General features: G+C 61.2%; 18 protein-coding genes. 16 read left to right on the forward strand and 2 right to left on the reverse strand.

The window, feature by feature from the left end; all coding sequences use genetic code 11:
• The first annotated feature begins 2 nt into the window (after positions 1–2).
• From ALO80_RS27490 to ALO80_RS27550, 13 genes are all read left to right on the forward strand, one after another.
• Entirely contained in the window at positions 3–2,285 is a 2,283-nt protein-coding gene (locus ALO80_RS27490; protein WP_055011242.1) for a TonB-dependent receptor, read from the forward strand.
• Between the two features lie 25 nt (positions 2,286–2,310).
• Positions 2,311–2,961 carry a MotA/TolQ/ExbB proton channel family protein gene (locus ALO80_RS27495; RefSeq protein WP_055011243.1) on the forward strand — a complete coding sequence of 217 codons (651 nt, stop codon included), beginning with the start codon at positions 2,311–2,313 and terminating at the stop codon, positions 2,959–2,961.
• 63 nt (positions 2,962–3,024) lie between these two features.
• Positions 3,025–4,266 (forward strand): phospholipase D-like domain-containing protein, encoded by a 1,242-nt coding sequence (locus tag ALO80_RS27500; RefSeq protein ID WP_055011244.1) that lies wholly within the window; start codon positions 3,025–3,027, stop codon positions 4,264–4,266.
• Positions 4,267–4,393: 127 nt separating this feature from the next.
• On the forward strand, positions 4,394–5,584 hold the full coding sequence (gene mltA / locus ALO80_RS27505; RefSeq protein ID WP_055011245.1) for a murein transglycosylase A: 1,191 nt from the start codon (positions 4,394–4,396) through the stop codon (positions 5,582–5,584).
• A gap of 279 nt (positions 5,585–5,863) precedes the next feature.
• On the forward strand, positions 5,864–7,003 hold the full coding sequence (gene bcsQ, locus ALO80_RS27510; RefSeq protein WP_055011246.1) for a cellulose biosynthesis protein BcsQ: 1,140 nt from the start codon (positions 5,864–5,866) through the stop codon (positions 7,001–7,003).
• Positions 7,000–9,219: a UDP-forming cellulose synthase catalytic subunit gene (gene bcsA, locus ALO80_RS27515; RefSeq protein ID WP_055011247.1), complete on the forward strand. Its 2,220-nt coding sequence runs from the start codon at positions 7,000–7,002 to the stop codon at positions 9,217–9,219. The genes bcsQ and bcsA overlap by 4 nt, the downstream gene beginning before the upstream one ends.
• 14 nt (positions 9,220–9,233) lie before the next feature.
• Complete coding sequence (gene bcsB / locus ALO80_RS27520) at positions 9,234–11,489, forward strand: cellulose biosynthesis cyclic di-GMP-binding regulatory protein BcsB (RefSeq protein WP_055011248.1); 2,256 nt, start codon at positions 9,234–9,236, stop codon at positions 11,487–11,489.
• Positions 11,490–11,492: 3 nt separating this feature from the next.
• Positions 11,493–12,704 (forward strand): cellulose synthase complex periplasmic endoglucanase BcsZ, encoded by a 1,212-nt coding sequence (gene bcsZ / locus ALO80_RS27525; protein ID WP_055011249.1) that lies wholly within the window; start codon positions 11,493–11,495, stop codon positions 12,702–12,704.
• Positions 12,680–16,552: a cellulose biosynthesis protein BcsC gene (locus ALO80_RS27530; protein WP_055011250.1), complete on the forward strand. Its 3,873-nt coding sequence runs from the start codon at positions 12,680–12,682 to the stop codon at positions 16,550–16,552. Before bcsZ ends, ALO80_RS27530 begins: the two co-directional genes overlap by 25 nt.
• A gap of 16 nt (positions 16,553–16,568) precedes the next feature.
• Positions 16,569–17,234, forward strand: a complete 666-nt coding sequence (locus ALO80_RS27535) for an SGNH/GDSL hydrolase family protein (protein WP_055011251.1) — start codon at positions 16,569–16,571, stop codon at positions 17,232–17,234.
• Positions 17,231–17,905 (forward strand): alginate O-acetyltransferase AlgF, encoded by a 675-nt coding sequence (locus ALO80_RS27540; RefSeq protein ID WP_055011252.1) that lies wholly within the window; start codon positions 17,231–17,233, stop codon positions 17,903–17,905. Before ALO80_RS27535 ends, ALO80_RS27540 begins: the two co-directional genes overlap by 4 nt.
• A gap of 18 nt (positions 17,906–17,923) precedes the next feature.
• Positions 17,924–19,339 (forward strand): MBOAT family O-acyltransferase, encoded by a 1,416-nt coding sequence (locus tag ALO80_RS27545; RefSeq protein WP_055011253.1) that lies wholly within the window; start codon positions 17,924–17,926, stop codon positions 19,337–19,339.
• A gap of 11 nt (positions 19,340–19,350) precedes the next feature.
• The gene (locus ALO80_RS27550) at positions 19,351–20,502 is read left to right on the forward strand and encodes an alginate O-acetyltransferase AlgX-related protein (protein WP_055011254.1); all 1,152 of its coding nucleotides are present in this window, start codon (positions 19,351–19,353) and stop codon (positions 20,500–20,502) included.
• 163 nt (positions 20,503–20,665) lie between these two features.
• Here the strand turns inward: ALO80_RS27550 and ALO80_RS27555 are convergent, their stop codons facing one another.
• Together ALO80_RS27555 and ALO80_RS27560 are read right to left on the reverse strand one after the other, a co-directional pair.
• Positions 20,666–21,127: an RES family NAD+ phosphorylase gene (locus tag ALO80_RS27555; RefSeq protein ID WP_055011255.1), complete on the reverse strand. Its 462-nt coding sequence runs from the start codon at positions 21,125–21,127 to the stop codon at positions 20,666–20,668.
• On the reverse strand, positions 21,124–21,573 hold the full coding sequence (locus ALO80_RS27560) for a DUF2384 domain-containing protein (protein WP_054984499.1): 450 nt from the start codon (positions 21,571–21,573) through the stop codon (positions 21,124–21,126). The genes ALO80_RS27555 and ALO80_RS27560 overlap by 4 nt, the downstream gene beginning before the upstream one ends.
• Before the next feature lie 265 nt (positions 21,574–21,838).
• On the opposite strand from ALO80_RS27560, the gene ALO80_RS27565 reads away from it, so the two are divergent.
• The 3 genes from ALO80_RS27565 to ALO80_RS27575 all read left to right on the forward strand — a co-directional run bounded on the left by ALO80_RS27565 (position 21,839) and on the right by ALO80_RS27575 (position 24,682).
• Entirely contained in the window at positions 21,839–22,843 is a 1,005-nt protein-coding gene (locus tag ALO80_RS27565; protein WP_055006502.1) for a response regulator, read from the forward strand.
• A gap of 3 nt (positions 22,844–22,846) precedes the next feature.
• Positions 22,847–23,329 carry a PAS domain-containing protein gene (locus ALO80_RS27570; RefSeq protein ID WP_055006503.1) on the forward strand — a complete coding sequence of 161 codons (483 nt, stop codon included), beginning with the start codon at positions 22,847–22,849 and terminating at the stop codon, positions 23,327–23,329.
• A 96-nt stretch (positions 23,330–23,425) separates the two neighbouring features.
• A complete protein-coding gene (locus ALO80_RS27575; RefSeq protein WP_055011256.1) occupies positions 23,426–24,682 on the forward strand; it encodes a 3-phosphoshikimate 1-carboxyvinyltransferase in 1,257 nt (418 codons plus the stop codon).
• Positions 24,683–24,686 lie beyond the last annotated feature (4 nt).

Below are 24,686 nucleotides of genomic sequence, written 5' to 3' on the forward strand. Positions count from 1 at the left end.
TGATGAAGTTTTCCAGAATTCACCTTGCGTTGGTCGCCGCGGGCATGAGTCACGGCATGGTTATGGCCGACTCGAGTGCCAGTGACGTCGGCACCATCGGTGTGCAAGGCAAGGCGACGGTTGGGGGCGGTTACATGGTGCAGGAGGAGAGCATCAAGGCGCGCTCCACGGTGACAAAGGAGGCGCTCGACAAGCAGACCGCAACAGGTAATGCGATCGATAAACTCAAGTACACACCGGGCCTGAATATCTCCAGTGAGGACGCCACGGGTCTTTCTGGCTTCAAGTTCACCATGCGTGGCCTCAACTCCGACCAGGTCGGCATGTCGGTAGACGGCATGCCGATCAACGACTCCGGTAACTACGCGTTGTATTCCAACCTGTTGGGTGACCCGGAAAACATCGATCAGATTTTCGTGACTCAAGGCTCTGCCGAAAGTGATGGCCCGCACATCGGTTCCAGCGGCGGCAACATCGGTATCGTCACCATCCGGCCTACCAAGGACACCGGTGCATTCGTCAAGCAGGTGGCGGGCAGCAATGGCACTTACAAGACCTTCGCGCGACTCAACACCGGAGAAATCAACGGGCTGAGCAACTGGCTGTCGATGTCTCACACCGAAGGTCAGAAATGGCGCGGCGATGGTGCAGTGCGTGCCGACAAGGTGGAATGGAACAGCTTCTTCGACATGGGCTCGGGCAATACGGCCAACCTGATCCTCAAATATCATGAGCAGGACAACAACAGCTACAGCCAGCTCACCAAGAGCCAGTTCCAGCAGAACGGGCGCAAGTTTGACCCTTATCCTTCGACGCCCGCGCGGGGCAGCAACGGCAAGTTGTCCAGTTATTACGAGCTGGCGCAAAACCCGTTCCAGACCTTCACCGCCGTGCTTAACACCCAATTCAAACTGGCCGACAATCTGGCACTTTCAGTCGTCCCCTATTATTTCTGGGGCAACGGCAGCGGTGTAAACAGTTCCTCCTATGCGCTCAACCGCGGCTCGAATCAGAACGGTGTGTTTGACCTGAGCAACTTGCCGACGGCAGCCGCCTATAACGCCGACGGCTCATCGACCACTGGCGTGTATTACCGACCTTCGCGCACCCAGACCTGGCGTCCGGGGATCACCACCAAGTTGAACTGGGATGTCAACGACGAGCACAGCGTGCAAGTCGGCTACTGGTATGAGCGCGCGCGTCAGTTGCAGACTCAGCCTTTCATTCGCCTGAAGAGCAACGGCAAGCCAGAGAGTATCTGGCCAGACTCGGATTACATGGTCGATGCCAACGGCAATGAGATCCAGGGCCGTGATCGCTATACCGTAACGCCTGCACAAAAAGTATGGGCTCAGGACACCTGGTATTTCGCCCCGGACTGGACGCTGATCGGCGGCCTGGCCTACATGAATGTCGAGCGTGAAGGCAATAACCACGGCAGCCTTACCGAGCGGCCGGAAAAACGTGACCAGACCTACAACAAGCTGCTGCCGAACGTAGGCCTCAAGTATCAGCTGGATGAGCGTGACCAGTTGTTCTACAGCCTGTCGCGCAACATGCGCATACCGCAGAACTACGTACTGTATGACCCGGGCACCGGTTCCATCAACAGTAAGCCGGAGACCAGCTGGAACCATGAACTGGGCTGGCGCTTTACCGAACAGGACATGACGCTGGCCGCCACCCTGTTCTACATGCAGTTCAAGGACCGTCAGGTGTCATCAAGAGACATCAATGGTGACTTTGCCGACATCAATGCCGGTGCAGTCGATAACAGCGGGCTGGAACTGGAGTGGAGCGGTCTGTTGCCGCACCATTTCAATTACTACACCTCGTACACCTACACCCGCGCCAAACAGAAGGATGACCTGACCGTTTTCAATAACGGTGCCGCCATCGAGCTGCCTACCAGCGGCAAGCAGTTTGCCAACGTGCCGAAGAACATGCTGGCCGCAAACATCGGCTACGACGACGGCAGTTATTACGGGACCTTTGGCGCCAAGCTCACCAGCAAGCTTTATGGCGACCTGACCAACGACGAAAGCATTCCGGGGCGCACCATCTTCAATCTGGGCGCGGGGATCTACCTCCCGGTGGACAAGAAAATCGTCAAGGACGCCACCCTGCGTCTGAACGTCGACAACCTGTTCGACAAGGAATACCTGGACGGCGTGTACACCACCAAAACCAACGCGGCCACGTACAGCGGTTTTCGCGATGGCGACCCTGCCTACATCGTCGGGGTCGAGCGTACCGTTACCGTTTCTCTTGAAGCCAACTTCTAATCTTCATTGACCAGAGGTCCGTGTCATGGACATGAATCAGCTTCACGACATCACCTTCTATGTGATGTACGCCGCCATCGCGATAGCGATCTTTGTCGCGATCGAACGAGGCATCTACTTTGCTTACGTGCGTCGCCAGTCGCGGGCGCTGCAAGCGGCACTCGGCGCTTCGGTGCACAGTGAAAAGGACCTGCCGGAGACGGTGACGCGCCGGAGCAGCCTGCCGCTGGAAATGGTCTTGCCGGTGCTTGCGCAAAAAAATGCTCAGGGCTCGCGCAGGGATCTGGATGATGTCATCGAAACCCAGTACCTGAGCACTCGCGCGCCACTGGCCCGTAGCCTCTGGCTGATCGAGACGATCACTACCGCTGCACCCCTGTTGGGTTTGCTGGGCACCATTCTGGGCATCATCGACACGTTCAAGGCGTTGGCCAGTGCCGGGGTGTCCGATCCCGGGCAGATTTCCGCCGGTATCGGCACGGCACTGTTTGCGACCGGGCTGGGCATCGCCATCGCCTTGTTCTGCGTGGTCTTTCACAACTACTTTCAGGACAGCCTGGAACGCATCAACGATCAACTCAAGATCCTGTTGATCCGCGCTTCCAGCGGCGCACGGGTGCAGGATGAAACCGAGCATTCGGCTGCCCCGGCCCAACCGAAATACCGCACTGCCTGATCAACCTGCCGGCGTGTGCCCCTGGCATGCGCCATCCTGCCTGTGTCCGGCGATGAGGCCCGCATGTTCTTTAATCTTCCAGGTCGTTGGGTACTGGCGCGCTCCCGTGCCGTGATCGTAGCGTTACTGCTGACGAGTTCGTTTGCGCAGGCCGACTTCGCTATTCCTGGTTTCGAGCTGGTACACACCGTTCCGGTCGGAACCGACCTGCAAACGCCTGACCTGCGAGCGCCCGGCGAGGTCTGGCGCGAGCTGTTCGATGGGGCCCGCAAGGGTATCGATATCGAGCAGTTCTATGTCGCAGACCATGCCGGTTCGGTGATGGATAAGGTGCTTGAAAACCTGACAGCAGCGGGGCAGCGCGGGGTGAAAATCCGTTTTCTGCTGGAAGAAAAAGGCCTGAAAATGTCCGATCCGCAGACCCTTGAACGGTTGCGGGCGATACCCAACCTCACCTTGCGCGTACTGCCCTACGCGAAGCTCACGGGCAGCGGCATCATTCACGCCAAATTCATTGTCGTGGATGGCCGACAGGCGTTCATAGGCAGTCAGAATTTCGATTGGCGCTCTCTGGAGCACATCCATGAAACCGGCCTGCGCATCGACGAGCCGAATGTCGTGCGCCAGACGCAGGCCGTGTTCGATCAGGACTGGCTTGCCCAGGCCGCCATCGCTGAAGGCAAACCGATTCCGGTGCCACACTCGAACAAGAACGCTTTGCCCGCTGGCAATTATCTGGTCGCCAGTCCGCAGCACTATAACCCGCCCGGCGTACTCGACTCCCAGACCGAGCTGCCGCGTTTGCTGGCGCAAGCCAGACGCGAGGTTCGCGTCCAGTTGCTGGATTATGCACCCTTGTCCTACGGACCTGACAAAACCCGGCCTTACTATGCGGTCATCGATAACGCCATCCGCAGCGCCGCCGCCCGTGGCGTGTCGATCAAGCTCATGGTGTCGGACTGGAACACAGGCATGCCCGAAGTAGCCTATTTGAAGAGTCTGGCCCTGGTGCCCAACGTGCAGGTGCGCATCGTCACGCTGCCCATAGCCGCCGATGGATTCATCCCGTATGCACGCGTGATCCACAGCAAGACCATAGACATCGATGACCAGGTCGCATGGGTCGGCACCAGTAACTGGCTCGGCGGCTACCTCGACAATTCGCGCAATCTGGAAGTGGTGATGCACGACGGCGCAATGGCCAAACGCATCGGCCAACTGCACGAGCAGCTTTGGGATGGGCCGTATGCCAAGGTCATCGATATCGATCGCGATTACCCGGAGCCGCATCCGGGCCAGCCTTGAGGGCGTTGTTCGAGAGGCTCGTCGTGCAATCCGCCCCGACCCCCTAGGCCCCTCTGCTTGCATCAGCCACAATGACGCCTTTTTACCCACCAGCCTGCTGCGGGCTGTAAAAGGATTGGTGCTGCCGATGATGCTCTCTTTAAAGCCATGGTTGCGGGGCCTGGCGCTGGTTTTGCCACTGGCTGCCCTGCTGACCGCGTGTGACAAGTCCGATAAGCCGGTGACGCCGCCTGCACCGCCGCACACCACGTACACTCAGGCTGGTTGGGACGCGCTGCCCGCAGTGTCGGACGCTGACTTGCAGGCCGGTTTTGCCTCGTGGCGCAGCGCGTGTGTTCGTTTGAAAGCCGATGCGGTATGGGGGCCGACGTGTGCGGCGGCTGCGAGTCTTGCTGCTGCGCCGGAGGCTGCGCAGATCCGGACCTTTTTGCAGGAGCAATTGCAGGTCTACAGCCTGCGCGCCGACGGGGGCAGTGCCGATGGTTTGATCACCGGCTATTACGAGCCTGTTTATCCGGGAAGCCTGACCCAGACTGCGGCTGCCAATGTGCCGGTGTATGGCATCCCGGACGATCTGATCGTGGTCAATCTGGACAGCATTTATCCCGAACTCAAGGGCAAGCGCTTGCGTGGCCGGCTTGAGGGGAGGGTGCTCAAACCTTACGACGATGCCGCGACGATCAACGCGCAAGGGTTGAACGCGCCGGTGATTGCCTGGCTGACCGATCCGATGGATCTGCAGTTCCTGCAGATTCAGGGCTCCGGGCGAGTGAGTCTGGAGGATGGCTCGCAGTTGCGTCTGGGCTACGCCGATCAGAACGGCCGACCGTATCGCGCAATTGGTCGCTGGCTGGTAGAGCAGGGCCAGTTGAAGAAGGAAGACGTGACCATGGGCAGCATCGCGGCCTGGGCCAAGGCGCACCCGGAGCGGGTCAGCGAGTTGCTGGCCAGCAACCCCAGTTACGTGTTTTTCGCTCGTAACCCCGACAGCAACGAAGGCCCGCGCGGTTCGCTCAACGTGCCGCTGACGCCGGGTTACAGCGTGGCCATCGACCGCAAGGTGATTCCGCTGGGCAGTCTGCTCTGGCTGTCCACCACTCGACCGGATGGCAGCAGCGTGGTGCGCCCGGTTGCGGCGCAGGACACAGGCGGTGCGATTGCCGGTGAAGTCCGTGCCGATTTGTTCTGGGGCACGGGCGATGAAGCGGGCAGGTTGGCCGGCGACATGAAGCAGAAAGGTAACATCTGGTTGCTATGGCCCAAGGGTATGGCGTTGCCTCAGACAGTCGATGCGGCACCTGCGCCAGCCAGCCACTGATTCAATCTGACCCTCTCCCTGAAGCTATACATTCAAAATGAATGCATGGCTTCAGGTGCGTGAAACCCTCGATTCAAAGCCGTTTGCCAGCCAATACGTGCCAAATCCACAATTTTCTAACGCCAATAAAATGTCGAAATTGTGAGTGACTTACCGCTCATCGGTAAATCATGGACGTCATATATCAGTTTCTTGACACTGTCACAATGACATCACACATTAGCATTAATGCTTTTTCACAGGGATCGTACTTAGCGGCCCCATTCGAGGTTGTACAGAATGAGTCGTGCTGACGATGTGGCCAATCTGTTTCAACGTTTTGGCGCGAGCTCGGACGGTTATCTGGAGATCGACAACAGCCTGGTTTATCAGGAATCGTCGGCTCCCGGGACCCACTCGGTCGCGTTGCAAGGCGCAACCTCTCTGCCGTCTCTGGAGCAACCTCGCACAGAGCGACCGGCGCAAGTCAGCGCCACTGCACTTGATTCGATAACGACCGATACCACCAGACGCACTGCCTCTGCTGCATTGGCGAATCTGCTGGCCGAAGCCGCCCAGGCGCGGCAGGCCGAGGCGCAGGCGCGTAACAACGAAGCACTGGCTCAGTCGATGCTCAAGGGGCAACCTTCGAGAACTCCGGCGCACGTCATCGCCGTGGTGTCGGCCAAAGGCGGGGTGGGTAAAAGCACCCTGAGCGCGGCGCTGACCACCCTGGTCAAAGTGCCTGGCGGGCAGACGCTGGCCATTGACCTCGACCCGCAGAACGCCTTACAGCATCATCTCAACGCCAGCCCGGATGTGGCGGGCCTCGGCGGTGCCAGTCTAAGCGGCGAAAACTGGCGTGCCCTGTTGCTCAACGGGTCTGCCGACACGCAGGTGCTTGCGTACGGCACGTTGCAGCTTGACGAGCGTCGTTCGCTGGAGCGTTTTCAGGACAGTGACCCGGACTGGCTGGTCCGTCAGATCGCGCGCATGCAGTTGAGTGCTCGCGACGTGGTGATTCTCGATGTGCCGTGCGGTGATTTACACATGCTGGAGCAGGCGCTGAATGCTGCCAGCCAGGTGCTGGTGGTGCTCACTGCCGATGCCGCGTGCTATCTCACGCTGGACCAGATGCAGGGCTGGCTTGAGCCGGTACTGGCCGCTCCGCAGCCGCCGGTCTGCCACTACGTCATCAATCAGTTCGATGCGTCGCGTGCATTCAGCCGCGACATGCGCGATGTAATGGCGAAACGCCTGGGCGGCCGTTTGCTGGGCATCGTGCACAAGGATAATGCGCTCGCAGAAGCGCTGGCCTACGGGCACAACGCAGTACAGGTTCCGGGCGCCTCCTCCGGTGCTCAAGACCTGCGCGTGCTGAGTGACTTGCTGACAACCAGACTGCTGACTCAGGACGTAGAAGAGACCCGATTGCCATGACTGACCTGTCGCTCGACGTGTCCCCACCCCGGACGCGCTTATCGCTGTGGCTGAATGCTTTGTCGGCAACGTTCGGCCAGCAGTCCAGAACCCTGCGCCGCACACTGAAAACCGTTGCCAGCGTTATCGGGCTGCTGGTGATGGCGCTGGTCGTCACCGTGCCTCTGGATCTCTACGCGCAGTGCTTCTTTGCCCTGGCATGCTTCGCCGCGATGCTGGTGATTCGCAAGATACCGGGACGTATTTCGGTACTCGCTTTGGTGACGCTTTCGCTGTTGGCATCGTTCCGCTACATGTACTGGCGTCTGACTTCGACTCTGGATTTCGACAACTGGCTGGACAGCCTGCTGGGTTATGGGCTGATCGTCGCCGAGTTCTACACGCTGATCGTCATTGTGCTGGGTTACGTGCAGACAGCCTGGCCGCTGCAGCGCAAACCGGTGATCATGCCGAGCGATTCCAGCCAATGGCCGACGGTGGATGTGTTCATCCCTTCTTACAACGAAGCGCTGAGCATCGTGAAGCTGACCATTTTTGCCGCTCAGTCCATCGACTGGCCACGCGACAAGCTGCGGGTCTATGTACTCGATGATGGCCGTCGCGAAGATTTTCGCGAGTTCTGCGAGCAGATCGGTGTCGGCTACCTGACCCGTGACAACAATCGTCACGCCAAGGCTGGCAACCTCAATGAAGCGCTCAAGTCCACTGATGGCGAATACATCGCCATGTTCGATGCCGACCACGTGCCGACCCGCTCGTTTCTGCAGGTCGCCATGGGCTGGTTCCTCAAGGACTCGAAGCTGGCGATGTTGCAGACGCCGCACTTTTTCTTCTCGCCTGACCCGTTTGAAAAGAACCTCGACACCTTCCGCAGTGTGCCCAACGAAGGCGAGCTGTTTTATGGCCTGTTGCAGGACGGCAATGACCTGTGGAACGCGACCTTCTTCTGTGGCTCATGTGCAGTGCTGCGGCGTTCGTCGTTGCTGGAAATCGGCGGTGTGGCCACCGAAACCGTGACTGAGGATGCGCACACTGCGTTGAAGCTCAACCGCGCCGGTTACAACACCGCTTACCTGGCAATTCCGCAAGCGGCGGGGCTGGCCACTGAAAGCCTGTCGCGCCATGTGGCCCAGCGCATTCGCTGGGCGCGCGGGATGGCGCAGATCTTTCGCACCGACAACCCGCTGCTGGGCAAAGGTCTGTCTTTGGGTCAGCGGCTGTGCTACGCCAACTCCATGCTGCACTTCTTTTACGGCCTGCCGCGTCTGGTGTTTCTTACTGCGCCACTGGCCTATCTGCTGTTCGGTGCCGAGGTCATGCACGCCTCGGCGCTGATGATCACCGCTTACGTATTGCCGCACCTGGCCCACGCCAGTCTGACCAACTCGAGGATTCAGGGACGTTTCCGCCATTCGTTCTGGAACGAGGTCTACGAGGCCGTGCTGGCCTGGTACATCATGGGCCCGGTGCTCATGGCGCTTATCAACCCGAAATTCGGTGGTTTCAACGTCACCGACAAAGGTGGCGTGGTCGAGGAGAAGTTCTTTGACTGGACGCTGGCGCGACCTTACATCGTGCTGCTGACGCTCAACGTGGTGGTCTTCGCGCTCGGTATCTACAGCCTGTATCAACTGGGCTGGAACAATGATGCGATCACCCTGACGATCATCATCAACATGGCCTGGACGCTCTACAACATCATCATCACCAGCGCTGCAATTGCGGTAGCCAGCGAGATCCGCCAGGTGCGCACCGAACCGCGGGTGCAGGCCACACTGCCGATTCGCGTGACCCGCGCTGACGGCGTGGTATTCGACGCCGTGACTCAGGATTTTTCCCAGACCGGCCTCGGGCTGGTACTGCCCGACGATTCGGGCATCGACAGTGGCGACAGCATCACGGTATCGCTGTATCGCGGCGCGCAGACCAGCCATTTCCCCGCAACCGTGATGTTCTGCCGCGATTGCTATCTGGGTACCCGTTTCGATGATTTGTCACTGCGCCAGCAGAGCGAACTGGTGCGCCTGACGTTTGGTCGGGCCGACACCTGGGCATCGACCTGGGGGCATGGCAAACCGGATACACCGCTGGCCGCGCTGCGCGAAGTCAGCCACATCGGCGTCCGTGGTGTTGTCGAGCTGTTCAAGGCCACCCGCAAGGATTTCAGACGCCTGTTACCAACACGTAAAAAAATCTCCCCACCTCCCGCAAACTGATGGATTGAGTAGTCATGACTAAACGGTATTTTATCGGTGCCGAACGGTTCGCCGTTCGCCGCTCATGGGCTTTGTTGGCCTGTGCGTTGTCCGTGCTCTCCACGGGTGGTGTCGCAACTGCTGCCGAAACAGCCGCTGCAAACGATGGTTACAGCGTGACGCTCAAGCAGTTGGGGCGTAATTACCCCATGAGCCTGCGCGGTGTGGACGCCACTGACAGCGTCAACTTCAACGTGCGTGCCGATCAGGTGGTGACCGGGGCGAGCCTGACCTTGAGTTACAGCTATTCACCGGCGTTGCTGGCCGATTTGTCGCAGATCAACGTCATGATCAACGACGAAGTCGCAGCGACCCTGCCGTTGCCCAAAGAGGGGGCAGGCAAGCCGCAGACTCAGGTGATCGAGATTCCACCGCAGATGATCACCGAGTTCAACCGCCTGAATCTGCAGTTCATCGGCCACTACACAATGAGCTGCGAAGACCCCAGGCACTCCAGCCTCTGGGCGCGGATCAACAACGACACGCGTCTGGACATCCGCGTTACGCCGTTCGCGCTGCCCAACGACCTGGCGATTCTGCCGCTGCCGTTCTTTGACCGTCGCGATGACCGGGACGTGAACCTGCCCGTGGTGATGGGTGCAGCACCCGATAACACGACTCTGGAGGCGGCGGGCGCACTGGCGTCGTGGATCGGTGCGGCCAAGACCCGCTCGCGTATGGCCAGCTTCCCGGCGCACTTCAATGAGCTGCCGGCCAGGGGCAACGCGCTGGTGTTGCTCAAGGGCGACGGTGCTCTGCAACTGGGCGCCTTGACCATGCCTGCGCCGAAAGGCCCGACCCTGACGATGGTGACGCACCCCAGCGACCCCAACAGCAAGTTGCTGGTGATCACCGGGCGTACTTCCGCCGAGCTTAAAACAGCGGTCAACGCGCTGGTGGTCGGCGGGCAGAGCCTGGTCGGCAGCAGTGCGCTGATCGAACAGGTCGACATGCTTGCGCCGCGCAAGCCATACGACGCGCCGAACTGGCTGCCGAGTGATCGGCCGATCAAGCTGGGCGAGCTCATGCCTGCCAACAAACTGAGTGTCTCGGGTTACGATCCGGGCGATATCACCGTGCCGCTGAACTTGCCTCCAGACCTGTTCAACTGGCGCGAAGACGGCGTACCGCTGCACCTCAAGTACCGCTACACGCCGCAGGAGCGCTCCAACAATTCATCGATCATGGTCAGCCTCAACGACACCCTGATCAAGGCCGAGCCGTTGCCGTCGATTGACCGTCTGAGCAATTCGATCGTGGCCCGGCTGACCGGTGGCAACGACACGATCAGCCGTGAAGCGCATGTGTACCTGCCGCTCACTTCGGCAGCGCTGCAATCGCGTCTGCAACTGCGCTACATGTTCGATTACCTCAAGCAGGGCGAGTGTGGCGACATCATCATCGACAACATGCGCGGCAGCATAGATCCGGAATCGACCCTGGATTTCAGCGGCTACGACCACTTCATGGCGATGCCCAACCTGGGCGTGTTCAAGGATTCGGGTTTCCCGTTCACGCGTCTGGCTGACCTGTCGCAAACTGCGGTGGTACTGGCTGACCAGCCGAGTTCCGAGGACGTCAGTGCGTACCTGAATGTGCTGGGACGTTTTGGTGAGTCCACCGGTTACCCGGCGACCGGCGTGACCGTGATGCAGGCTGCACAGATCGCCAGCGCGGCTGACAAGGACATTCTGGTCATGTCTTCTGGCACCGATCAGCCGCTGCTCAAACAATGGGCCGACCGCCTGCCGACCTCCGGCAACGGCCAGCAGCAGGGCTTCGAGCTTTCCGATCTGTCGTTTCGCCTGCGTGAGTGGATGAGCCCGGACCCGGATGAAAATCAGCGCCGGGCGCGGGTGGCGATGGCGTTCTCCAGCGATGCGCGCAGTACCTTCCTGACCGGCTTCGAATCGCCCCTGCAAAAAGGCCGCAGCGTGGTGTTGATCTCGAGCGGCCAGCCAGGCGGCATGAGCGATGTCACCCGAGCGCTGAGCAGCAGCGACAAGGTGCAGGGCAGCCTGGTAGTGGTGCGCGGCGACTCGGTCGAAGCACTGGTTGCCGAACAGAAGTACTACGTCGGTGATCTAGGGCTGCTCAAGTACGTGCAGTGGCTGATGTCGCGCAATGTGCTGTGGCTGTTGCTGGCGGTCGTCGTGGGTGTAGTGCTGGTCACCGGGGTGGCTTACCTGACCCTGCGTTCGCTTGCCAAACGCCGCCTGGAGCATGAATAAATCATGCCGGCCCTGTTAACCAGTCTGCGTCGTGCTTTTGGCTGCATGAGCGGTGTGCTGGCGTCGGCAATGCTGACGCCGGTTCTAGCGGCCGGCACCTGCGACAGTCCGGCCTGGCCGTTCTGGCAGGACTACGCCACGCGCTATGTGCAGGCCGACGGGCGTGTGCTCGAGTCCAGCCTGAAAGCTAACCACAGCACCTCCGAAGGCCAGTCTTATGGCATGCTCTTTGCGCTGGTGGCCAATGATCGCGAGCGCTTCGACAGGCTCTGGACATGGACTGCCGAGAACATGGCCGGTGCCGACCTCAAGACCCGCCTGCCCGGCTGGTTGTGGGGGCAGGGCGAGGATGGCAGCTGGAAACTGCAGGACGCCAACTCCGCGTCCGATGCTGATCTGTGGATCATCTATGCGTTGCTGGAAGCCGCCCGCATCTGGCAGCACCCGGCTTATCGAAACGATGCGCTGGCACTGCTCAAGACCGTGGAATCCCGGTTGGTGGTCAACCTGCCGGGGCTCGGCAAGATGCTCCTGCCCGGCCCGGAAGGTTTTGTGCAGCCCGACCACCTGTGGCGTTTGAACGCCAGCTACCTGCCGGTGCCGCTGCTGCGGCGTCTGGCCAGAGAAGTGCCAGGTGGTTCTTGGAAGGAAATCGCTGACAACACGGCGAAACTGATCGACGGATCAAGCCCGAAAGGGTTTATCGCCGACTGGGTGGGTTATCGCGGTACATCGCCAAACACCGGACTGTTCGTGGTCGACCCGGTCACGGGCGAGCTGGGCAGCTATGACGCGATTCGCGTCTACCTCTGGGCGGGCATGACGCCTGCGTCCGACCCGTTGGCTGCGCGCTTGCTGGCGCGTCTCGACGGAATGTCGATAAGCACGGCCTCCAGCGGTATTCCCCCGGAAAAGGTGCAGGTGATGAGTGGCGTGAGCCAGGGCCAGGCACCGTTTGGTTATTCGGCGGCGTTGCTGCCGTATTTCCAGGCCAAGGGCCAGACATGGCTGGTCGAACAGCAGCAGCGCAGGGTCGAAGCCGGGGTCAGCCAGGCGCTGGCCCGCGATCCGAAAGACCGCACCGAACCGGCCTATTACAACCTCATGCTCAGCCTGTTTGCCTTGGGCTGGGTTGAAAAACGCTATCGGTTCCGTGAAGACGGAACCCTTGAATTGTCCTGGGAGACGTCATGCCCGCGCGCCGCCACACGTTAGTCATCGGGTTGGTTGCCGCGATTGCAGCCAGCGTTCCTCATGCCCAGGCCGCCACCGCCGAGGCGCAGTTGATCGAGCAGGGCCAGTACTGGCAGGCTCGCTCGAACGCATTGCGCGCCGCCGAGGTCTGGCAGAAGGTGCTGCAGATCGAGCCCAATCAGATCGATGCGTTGTATGGCATGGGGCTGATCGGCGTCAAACAGAACAAGCCGCAGCAGGCGCAGGCCTATCTGGCTCGGCTGCAGGCGCTGTCGCCCGTGCCGTGGCAGGCGGTGCAGCTGGAGCAGGACATTGCCCTCGGTCAGCCGCAGAATCAGGCCTTGCTGGATGAGGCCCGACGCCTGGCCGATGCCGGCGAGCGCGACAAGGCGACCGGGGTCTTTCGCCAACTGTTCAATGGCCGTTTGCCCGAAGGCACGGTGGGGCGTGAGTACTACACCAACCTGGGTTTCAGCAGCGCGGACTGGCCCGAAGCGCGCAAAGGCTTCGAGCGCCTGATTCGGCAGAACCCGGACGACTCGATTCTGTCGCTGTTTTTCGCCAAGCATCTGGCCCGTCGCGAAGACACCCGAGCCGAGGGTATCGCTGCGCTGGCACGGCTGAGTACGCACCCGGATATCGCCGGGGACGCCGATCAGAGCTGGCGTATGGCGCTGGTCTGGATCGGTCCGCCCACGCCGGCGCAAGTGCCGCTGTTCGACGCGTTTCTCAAGGTTCATCCCGATGATCAAGAGATTCGCGACCAGTTGAACAAGGGCCGCCAGCAGCACGCCAGCGGCGCTGGTTCAGGCTGGCAGCAGGATCCGCTGGTGGCGCGTGGGCTGAAGGCGCTGGAGCGAAATGATCATGCTGCTGCTGAACAGGCCTTTGTCGCGCGCCTGAAAATCAAGGCCGACGATGCCGATGCGCTGGGCGGGCTGGGCGTAGTCCGCCAGCAGCAAAACCGATTGGCGGAAGCCGAGCAACTGCTGACCCGCGCGAATCGCCAGCCCGGCGGTGCACGCTGGAAAAGCGCACTCGATAGCGTGCAGCTCTGGACATCCCTGCAACAGGCCCGCGACCTGCAGGCCAAGGGTCAGACCGGCAAGGCTCAGGAGTTGCTGGCCCAGGTGCAGCGACAGAACCCGAACAGCGTTGATGTGCGTATGACTCAGGCCGATCTGCAGGCTCAGACCGGCCAGCTCGACGCGGCCCAGGCGGGCTATCGTCAGGTGCTGACGACCCAGCGAGGCAATCCGCAAGCCGTGCGCGGGCTGATCGACGTATTGGCGCAAAGCGGCCAGGCCGATGAAGCGCTGCGCCTGCTCGATACCTTATCGCCTGCCGAACAGGCTGCACTGGGCGACAGCGGTCGCTTCAAGGCGTTACGTGCCACGCAGACTGCAAGGCTGGCCGAGCAACGCGGCGATCTCCGTGCCGCCCAGGCGGCTCTGAGGGACGCGGTAAAAGATGAACCGGACAGTGTCTGGACCCGTTTCGACCTGGCGCGTCTGTACCTCAAGACCGACGAAGCGCCCAAGGCCCGCGCGCTGATCGACGAGCTGCTCAAGTCTCGGCCCAACGATATCGACGCGCTCTACACCCGTGCGCTGCTGTCGGTGGAGATGGGCCAGTGGCAAGACGCGCAGGCCACCTTTGCGCGCATCCCTGTCGACCAGCGCACCCCGGACATGAAGGCGCTTGCCGACGAAGTGAGCATGACCGTGCAGGTCAACCTGGCCATCGGTATCGCCAGGCGGGGTCAGCGCCACGAAGCGCTGGCGCTGCTCGACCGCCTGCAGCCGGTCGCCAGCGGCAGCCCGGAGCGTCAACTCACGCTGGCCAGTGCCTACATCGACGCCGGCGAGCCGGAGCGTGGTCGGGAAATGGCCCGCGCAGCCATCGCTCAGGCACCTGCGCAGTCAGCCGATCTGCTGCTGCAATACGCCAGTCTGTTGCTCGCGGCGGGGGATGACGTTCAGGTCAATGCGATCCTGCGTAATGTGCAGGGCCAGCCCTTGAGCGTGCAGACCCGTAAGCGTTTCGACGACCTTCTGTATCGCTACCGTATTCGACAGGCCGATCTACTGCGTGAAGGCGGCGATCTGGCAGGTGCTTACGACACGTTGGCCCCGGCCCTGGCCCAGCGTCCGGAAGACATTCAGGCGGTGTCGGCCTTCGCCCGGATGTACACCGCCAACGGTGACAGCGCCAAGGCTTTCGAACTCTACAAGCCGTTGTTGCAGCGTCAGCCCAACGATCCGCAAGTCCTGCTGGGGGCTGCCGATGCCGCCGTGAAGGCCCACGATTATGGTTTTGCCGAGAAGGCCCTGAGCCAGTTCCGTACGTTACAGCGCAACGACCCGCAGACCCTCACCGAGGCTGCGCGGATCTACCAGAGCATGGGCCAGACTGGCGCGGCCACCGAGTTGCTGCGCAAGGCTGTGGCCATCGAACAGAGCGAAAAGCAGCGCCTGATGGCGACGCAGGGCGGCGTGGGTGTTAGCTCGTCGAATCCGTTCGCGGCCACCGGTTCGCGCAGCCTGGCCGCGGCGTCGGCGATCCCGGCACCGGCGCAGGTGTCGCTCGGCGGCGGGGCGGCGACTGACTTGCCAGCCACGCGTGACACCGCCTATCCCGGCGAGAGCGCTGCACAACCGTTGTCTGCAGGACGTGCACCAAGTGTGCGTGGCAATCCGTTTCTGGCTGCCGCCGACCGTGATCAGGCCAGCAGCGCACAGCAGGCGCTCAATCGTATTCTCGAACAGCGCAGCGGCTTCGTCCGCCAGGGCCTGGCGGTGCGCAGCAATAACAGCGAATCCGGCCTGAGCAAGCTCACCGTGGTCGAGACGCCACTGGAGATCAACATGCCGGCTGGCGATAACCGCGTAGCCGTGCGCGTCACGCCCGTGTCGCTGAATGCCGGCAGCGTGAAGTCCGATGCGGGCGCTCGCTTTGGCGGCGGCACTACCGGCGCAGCAGGTTCGCAAAGCGACAAGGGCGTCGGTCTGGCGGTAGCCTTCGAACGCCCCGAAGAGGGCCTCAAGGCCGATGTCGGCACCACTCCCGTGGGTTTCAAATACAGCACGGTCGCGGGCGGTGTGAGCGTCGACCGGCCGCTGGGCGACAACCCTGATCTGCGCTATGGCCTCAACGTGTCACGGCGCCCGGTGACAGACAGCGTAACCTCGTTCGCGGGCTCCACCGACGAACGCAGCGGTCTTTCCTGGGGCGGCGTGACCGCCAACGGCGGTCGCGGGCAGATCAGCTATGACGACCAGACCATTGGCGGCTATGGCTACGGCTCCTGGCACAAGCTGGTCGGCACCAACGTCAAATCCAACACCCGTGGCGAAGTGGGTGGCGGCGTCTACTGGTATCTGCGCAATGCCGAGGACAGCAAGCTGACCGCCGGCCTGAGCCTGATGGGCATGAGTTACGCCAACGACCAGAGTTACTTCACTTACGGTCATGGTGGCTATTTCAGTCCGCAGACCTTCTATGCCATCGGCGTGCCGGTGATGTGGGCGCAGCGCACCGAGCGCTTCAGCTATCAGGTCAGGAGTTCGGTCGGCGTCCAGCACTTCAAGCAGGATGGCGCCGCATTCTTCCCCGACGACAGCGCTCTGCAAGCGGCTTCCGGCCAGCGTTACTCAGGGCAGAGCAAGACCGGGGTGGGCTACAACCTGAGCGCTGCGGGCGAATACAAGCTCGACTCCAGCCTGTTTCTGGGAGCCGACCTGGGCCTGGACAACGCCCGCGACTATCGCCAGTTCAGCGGTGCGCTGTACCTGCGCTACATGTTCGAGGACATGACCGGCCCAATGGAGCTGCCGGTCAGCCCTTACCGTTCACCTTATTCCAATTGATTTCTGGAGAAATTCGATGCCTTCCGTTCTTGCCGGTATGACCCTTCTGGTCCTGGGAGAAAGCCACATGAGTCTGGCCGACCACCTGATGGAGCCGCTGCATGACAACCTGACCCGTCAGGGCGCGATCGTGCATTCGATTGGCGCCTGCGGGGCCAGTGCCGGTGACTGGCTGATCAGCAAGAAAGTCGATTGCGGTGCCGAACAGAAAGGCAACGGCAAGATCGTCATCAAGGGCCGTGACGCGACCACCACGCCGATTGGCGAACTGATCGCCGCCGACAAGCCCGACCTGGTGGTGATTGTGATCGGCGACACCATGGCCTCCTATGACAAGCCCTCGTTTCCAAAGGCCTGGGCATGGCAGAGCGTCACTGGCCTGACCAAGGCCATCGCCGCCACCGGCACCAAATGCGCTTGGGTCGGCCCGGCGTGGGGCAAGGCCGGCGGCATGTACCAGAAGAACGACGCGCGGACCCAGTTGATGTCGCAGTTCCTGGCCAGCAACGTGGCACCCTGCACGTATATCGACTCGCTGAGCTTTTCCAGACCAGGCCAGTGGATCACCACCGACGGTCAGCACTTTACCGTGGCCGGTTACAAATCCTGGGGCACCGCCATTGGTGATGCGCTGGGCAAACTGCCGGTCAGCAGCGTCAGCGCGGCAGGAGCAAAGCAATGATCGCCTTGCGCCTGATCGCCGTCAGTGCGGCTGCCGTATTGCTGGGCATGGAAGCGCAGGCCGCCGACATCGCCCTGTACCCCACCGGTCCTGCCCAGGACTCGGCTTTTATTCGCTTCGTCAATGCGTCCACCGCGCCGCTGCAAGTGATCGCCCGTGAAGGTCAGACGCCGTTACACCTGGACAGCGCAAAGCCGGTTTCACTGTTTTTCCCGGTGCAGGCCAGCAGCTCGATAAAAGGCACGCTGGTCAGCGGCGATGAAAAGCTGCCGATGGACGTCAGCGTCGAGCCCGGCGAGTTCGCCACGGTCGTACTGACCACGCAGGCCGACGGTAGCCTCAAGCCGGTGACCGTCCGCGAACAACCCGATGATTTCAACGGTTTGAAAGCCTCGCTGGCGTTCTTCAGCCTGGATGCCGGATGCGGCGACGCGGGCCTGCGTCCTGCCGGCCGCAGCGCCGACCTGTTCAAGGCGGTTGCCACGGGCACCCTGCAACGCCGTTCGATCAACCCGGTAAACCTGTCGGTACAGCTGGTCTGCGCCAACGCCACGGTCGGCGAGCCGCTGGACCTGGGTGAACTCAAGCCCGGTGAGCGCTACAGCGTATTGCTGGTGCCGTCCGCCACGGGCCCGCGCCTGTTGTCGGCCACGGATACGCTGTCCAACTGATCGGATTCTGTCGTCGTTATGGTATTCGCCTCGCTCGAATTTCTGATGGTGTTCCTGCCCGCTTTTTTGCTGGCCTACTCGGCGAGCCCCGCGGCATGGCGCAACGTCGTTCTGTTGATCGGCAGCTGGCTGTTCTACGGCTGGCTGAGCCCGCTGTTTCTGGCGCTGCACATACTGCTGACGGTAGTGGCCTGGATCGGCGGTCTGCTGGTCGACCGGGCGCGGCAAGGCTCGAAAGGGCGAGTGCGGCTGCTGGTGGCGTTGATCGTGTTCAACACCGCCGTGCTGTGTTGGTACAAATACGCCAACATTGTCGCCGGAACCTGGAATGAGCTGATCACCTGGTATGGCGCGATGCCGCTCGATTGGGAGTGTGTGGCGCTGCCGGCCGGGCTGTCGTTCATCGTCCTGCAGGCGATTTCCTATCTGGTGGATGTACACCGGCACACCGTGCCGGTCGAGCGCAGCTTTATCAATTTTGCGACCTACATTTCGATGTTCGGCCACTCGATTGCCGGCCCGATCATTCGCTATGACTGGGTGCGCCGTGAACTGGTACAGCGTCACTTCACCCGGCAGAACTTCGCCCTGGGCGCGCGGCGCTTCATGATTGGCATGAGTATGAAGGTGCTGGTGGCCGACACCTTGTCGCCGTTGGTCGATGTCGCGTTCCACTTGCCGGATCCGTCGCTGACCGATGCCTGGATCGGCTGCCTGGCCTATTCGCTGCAACTGTTCTTCGATTTCGCCGGTTACAGCGCCATGGCCATCGGCCTGGGTCTGATGCTGGGCTTTCATTTTCCGGAAAACTTCAACCGGCCTTATCTGGCCCGCAGTATTCAGGATTTCTGGCGACGCTGGCACCTGTCATTGTCCAGTTGGCTGCGCGACTACCTGTACATCGCTTTGGGGGGGAATCGGCATGGCGTCTGGAACACCTACCGCAACCTGTTCCTGACCATGGCCATCGCCGGACTGTGGCACGGCGGTGACAGCTGGAATTACCTGCTGTGGGGCGCGGCGCATGGTGTGGCGTTGTGCGTCGATCGCGCTTGGTCGCGCTCAAATCTGCCTGCTATTCCCAGGCCGCTGGCGCACCTCCTGACACTGCTGTTTGTGTGCCTGGCATGGACGTTGTTTCGCGCCCCGGACTTTGCCACCGCAGTGAACATGTACGCCGGGCAGTTCGGACTGCACGGCCTGGGCTTGGGCGATGCGCTGGCCGTAACCTTGCGCCCGGCACACGGCATGGCCGCGTTATTGGGCGTGACCTGTGTGCTCGCGCCGCTGCTGCAGGCTCGCTGTGAGCAGCGGTTCGGCAACCGGACGCTATTTGTCTATGGCGCAGCGCTGTGGCCGGTGGCCGGATTTCTGTTGTCGTTCGCGCTGATTGCCAGCCGTGAAACGGTTCCGTTTCTGTACTTCCAGTTCTGAGGCTGGTGACCATGACCACTCCGTCTGCTGTACCGTCCCCACCCAGTGAACTGGCCGTGCGTACCTGCGGTGTGGCGGGCATTACCCTTGCGGTGTTCATCGGCGTCGGCCTGCTGGCCTCGGGCCTGCTGCTGGCCAGCGGCAAGGTCGAGCTGCTGCCGAAGCCGCTGACCCTCAACGCAGCGCTGCACGGCGAGGTGACTCACCAACTGGCCAAACAGCTGTCCGGGACTTTTCTGGCCCAGCGTGCGGCCAGTATCGAGCGTGGCGCGAGCTGGCTGCTGTTTCATGACACCGGCCCGCGAGTGCGTCAGGGGTGTCCGGGCTGGTTGTTCCTGACCGATGAGTTCAGGCTCAATCGCGATGCGCAGGCCAATGCGCAACGCAAGGCCCAGGCGGTGATCGCTGTGCAGCGCGGCCTCAAGAAACGCGGCATCGAATTATTGGTCGCCGTGGTGCCCGACAAAAGCCGCATTGCGGCATCCCGACTGTGCGGTCTTTATCGGCCTGATGTGTTGCAGGCCCGTGTCGAGCATTGGACCCGCGACCTGCAAGCTGCCGGCGTCGATGCCCTGGACCTGACCGCGACCCTGCAACCGCTGGGCGAAACGGCTTATCTGCGCACCGACACGCACTGGAGCGAGAGTGGTGCCAACAGCGCCGCCAGAGCCATTGGTCTGCAGGTGCAAAAAGCCGGTATTCAGGCCACTCCGCAGCGTCAGTTTCAAGTTCAGACGTTACCCATTGCCGAGCGCCCCGGCGACCTGGTGCGCCTCGCCGGGCTCGACTGGCTGCCGTCGTCATTACAACCTGCGCCGCAAAGCGTGGCCGTCACGCAAATCACCGAGCTTGCCAGCGAATCAGCAACGGACAGCGATAACCTCGACGACCTGTTCGGCGACAGCAACCTGCCCAACGTCGCACTGATCGGCACGTCGTTCTCGCGCAATTCGGGTTTTGTCGGGTTTCTACAGCGCGCACTGGGGGCCCCGATCGGCAACTTTGCCAGGGACGGCGGCGAGTTCTCGGGCGCTGCCAACGTCTACTTCGACAGCCCGGCCTTCCGCCAGACACCCCCAAAATTGCTTATATGGGAAATCCCGGAGCGGGATCTGCAGACGGTTGATGGGGGGATCGACAGGTTAGATACACGTTTAAAATAAACGTTGGGTATAACCTGTTCGAGGCACTGTTGCGATTACCAGGTGCCAGCTGAAAGCAGATGAAAGCGGGTTTCTTCCAGCGGGGCCTTTGACCGTGTGGCCATTTCATCTAAAGCCAGAAGGCCCTCACGGAACAGTCTGGTGTACTAATCGCACAGCCAGCTCACCTCAAACGCGGATCGACCACAAACTCCAGCTCTTTTGCAGTGGCCACAACAGCCCGGAATTCCGGATGCTGGACATTGAGCAGGTAATTGGACTCACGCGGGATGATCACGCTGGGCACGGCCAGCGCCAGGCTCTGGCCCGAGGCCAGCCAGTCGTCGCCGAACGAGGCGGTGGCCGGAGGCGCGGGTTCTTCACGCCAGTCGGAGGGCAGGGTGTCGAAGCGTGCATTGAGTATGTGCGCTTCGGCAATCTGCAGTTCCAGCATCGCGTAGTGCTGAGCCACGCTGGCATTGCCCAGATGCACCAGCACTTCCAGCAGCGCCAGCGACTCGCTGCCTGCGCAGTACACGCAGGCGTTGCCCTTGCTGTTCCAGCGTCCGCCGTAGAGTTTGGCACCTTCACCGTCGAACGCCTGGGCCAGCCATTTGCGTTTGACCAGACGGTAGACTGCAATCACGCCCCGACACCGTGTTCCAGCCGACCGATCAGATCAAGCACTGCCTGCGCCTCGGCCGAGGTGGCAAGCATTTCCAGCGGCCTGCGATTGCCCAGCCCGTAGACCGGACTGGCCAGCCACAGTCGGGTCGCTTCGGCATCGTTTTCAAAGAGGTCCAGCGCCGCCTTGTAGACCGCAGCCAGGCGAAACAGACGGTCGCTTTCCTCGGCATTGAAACGACGCACCTTGAGGCGCCGCTGCAACGTTGCCGGAGCGATGCCCAGATGCTCGGCCAGGGTCGAGCGGTTCAGGTCGGTGTAATGTGCAAGGCGTTCGAAGACTTCATAAGGCAGGCCATCGTGCAACGCCGAGTACAGACGCGTACCACGCGCCGGAATGCCCAGATGCTGCCAAAAATCGTCCGGCCGGGGCAGGACTGGATGGTAATCGCTTATAGGCAGAGACATGGCACACCTGTCTATCGAGTGATTGCTATTAAATCTATCACTTGATAATAGGCATGTTTGTGACGTCGCGATATTGATTTATGGCAATCGATGGCGAATAAAACTACAGAAACTCGAAAAATCACCGACTTAGGCTATAGGTTTAGTTTGAATGTTACTGAGCGCGCGTTATAGGCTCGGTGTCAGTCGATCTCGATAGTGCCGTCGAACGTATACGTGCTGTCCGCCGTTGTCAGCCTGATTTTTTCGCAGTGAGAATTACACGATGTCCACGCTTGCACTATTGATATGCGATGACTCGAACATGGCGCGAAAGCAGCTGCTGCGCGCGCTGCCTGCCGACTGGGATGTGTCGGTCACGCTGGCCACCCAGGGGCAGGAAGGCCTGGAGGCCATTCGTAAAGGCCAGGGTCAGGTGGTGCTGCTGGACCTGACCATGCCGGTGATGGACGGCTACCAGACCCTGACGGCGATTCGTGACGAAAACCTGGATGCCAAGGTCATCGTGGTGTCAGGTGACGTTCAGGACGAAGCCGTTCGCCGGGTTATGGAACTGGGTGCGCTGGCGTTTTTGAAAAAGCCTGCCGACCCGGACGAACTCAAGAGCACACTGGAGCGTCTGGGGCTGCTGGGCAAGCCGGCGGCGTCACCGGTTGCGCTGCCGGCGCTCAACAACAAGGGCGGGGTAATCAGCTTTCAGGATGCCTTCCGCGAAACCATCAACGTGGCCATGGGGCGTGCGGCGGCGTTACTGGCCAAGGTGCTGGGCGTGTTCGTGCAGTTGCCGGTGCCCAACGTCAACATGCTTGAAGTCGGCGAGCTGCACATGGCGCTGGCCGACGCCCACAGTGACCAGCGCCTGACGGCGGTGTGCCAGGGTTACATAGGTGGCGGTATTGCTGGCGAGGCGTTGTTGATTTTCCACGACTCGGAAATCTCCGGCATGTCTCAGTTGATGGGCGGCGATCAGTCCGACAGCTCCAACATGGAGATGCTTCTCGACCTGTCGACGATCCTCATTGGTGCCTGCCTGAGCGGTATCGCCGAGCAGATCGACATCGCGTTCTCGCAAGGCCACCCGCAACTGCTGGGTGCGCAGGGCGGCATCGACGAGCTTATCCGTATCAATCAGCAGCGTTGGAAAAAGACCCTGGCGGTTGAAATCAGTTACAGCGTGGAAGGCCATAACATTCACTTCGATCTGCTGATGCTGTTCACCGAAGATTCGGTCGAGCTGCTTACCAAAAAACTTGCCTACATGATGAGCTGACCCATGAGCAACGCTATTGAAATCAACGAGCTTCATTGGTTGCTGGCCGTCACGCAAAACATTGACGTAGGCATTGTGGTGCTGGACCTGAACTACCGGGTAACGGTCTGGAATACCTTCATGGAAAACCGCTCGGGCGTGGTGCCCTATGTGGCCATCGACAAGACGTTCTTCGAGCTGTTTCCCGAAGTGAACCGGCAATGGCTGAGCAAGAAAATCGATAACGTGGTGACCCTCGGCACACCGGCGTTCACCATCTGGGAGCAACGACCCTACCTGGTGCGCTTCAAGAATTACCAGCCGATCACTGGCCACGAAGAGTTCATGTACCAGAACACCACACTGTTCCCGCTGCGTTCGACCACCGGGGCAATCAGCCATGTGTGTCTGGTTATCTACGACGTTACCGACGTGGCGGCCAACCGCAATCAGTTGCTGGCGGCCAACGACAAGCTGCAGCAACTGTCGGGTGCAGTTAAAAACTGACGTGTGCCGATGCGCGTCGATGATTGAAACCTGCACTGCGGGCTTGATCCCGCTCGTGCTAGGATCGCGATTTTTCCGCTGACGCTCAGGGACATCATGCGACCTCAAGCCACCCTCACTGTTTTGCCTGTCGAGCGCCCTCTGGTCGGGCGCGTCAGCCCGCCGGGCTCCAAGTCGATCACCAACCGTGCGTTGTTGCTGGCCGGGCTGGCCAAAGGCACCAGCCGCCTGACCGGTGCGCTGAAGAGTGACGACACCCGCGTGATGTCCGAAGCATTGCGTTTGATGGGCGTGCAGGTCGACGAGCCGGATGACAGCACCTTTGTGGTAACCAGCAGCGGACACTGGCAAGCGCCGCAGCACGCGCTGTTTCTTGGTAACGCCGGCACGGCAACGCGTTTCCTGACCGCTGCGCTGGCCAACTTTGAAGGTGACTTCGTCGTCGATGGCGACGAATACATGCGCAAGCGCCCGATCGGGCCATTAGTGGATGCCTTGCAGCGCATGGGCGTGCAAGTCAGCGCCGCCAGCGGTTGCCCGCCAGTAACTATCAAGGGCAAGGGCGGTCTTGAGGCCGGCCGGATAGAAATCGACGGCAACCTGTCCAGCCAGTACGTGTCGGCGCTGCTGATGGCCGGTGCCTGCGGCAAGGGGCCAGTGGAAGTTGCGCTGACCGGCAGCGAGATCGGTGCTCGCGGTTACGTCGACCTGACGCTGGCAGCCATGCAGGCGTTCGGTGCCGAGGTTCAGACCATTGGCGACGCCGCCTGGAAAGTCTCGGCCACCGGTTATCGCGCTACGGATTTCCATATCGAGCCGGATGCCTCGGCCGCCACTTACCTGTGGGCCGCGCAAGCCCTGACCGAGGGCGCTATCGACCTCGGTGTGGCCAGCGATGCGTTTACTCAGCCCGATGCACTGGCCAGCCAGATCATCGACAGCTTTCCGAACATGCCCGCCGTGATCGACGGCTCGCAGATGCAGGACGCGATTCCGACGCTGGCGGTACTCGCCGCCTTCAATCGTCAACCGGTGCGTTTTGTCGGTATCGCCAATCTGCGGGTCAAGGAATGTGACCGTATTTCAGCACTGTCACACGGCCTGTGTGCCATCGCACCCGGCCTTGCGGTTGAAGAGGGTGACGATCTGCTGGTACACGCCAACCCGGCGCTGGCTGGGACTACGGTCGATGCACTGATCGACACCCATTCCGACCACCGCATTGCCATGTGTTTTGCGCTGGCAGGCTTGAAAATTGCGGGTATTCGCATTCTCGACCCCGATTGTGTCGGCAAGACCTATCCGGGGTACTGGGACGCGCTGGCTTCGCTGGGTGTCAGCGTTCAGCGCTGAACGC

This window comes from Pseudomonas caricapapayae (genome assembly GCF_001400735.1).
GTDB classification, from domain to species: domain Bacteria; phylum Pseudomonadota; class Gammaproteobacteria; order Pseudomonadales; family Pseudomonadaceae; genus Aquipseudomonas; species Aquipseudomonas caricapapayae.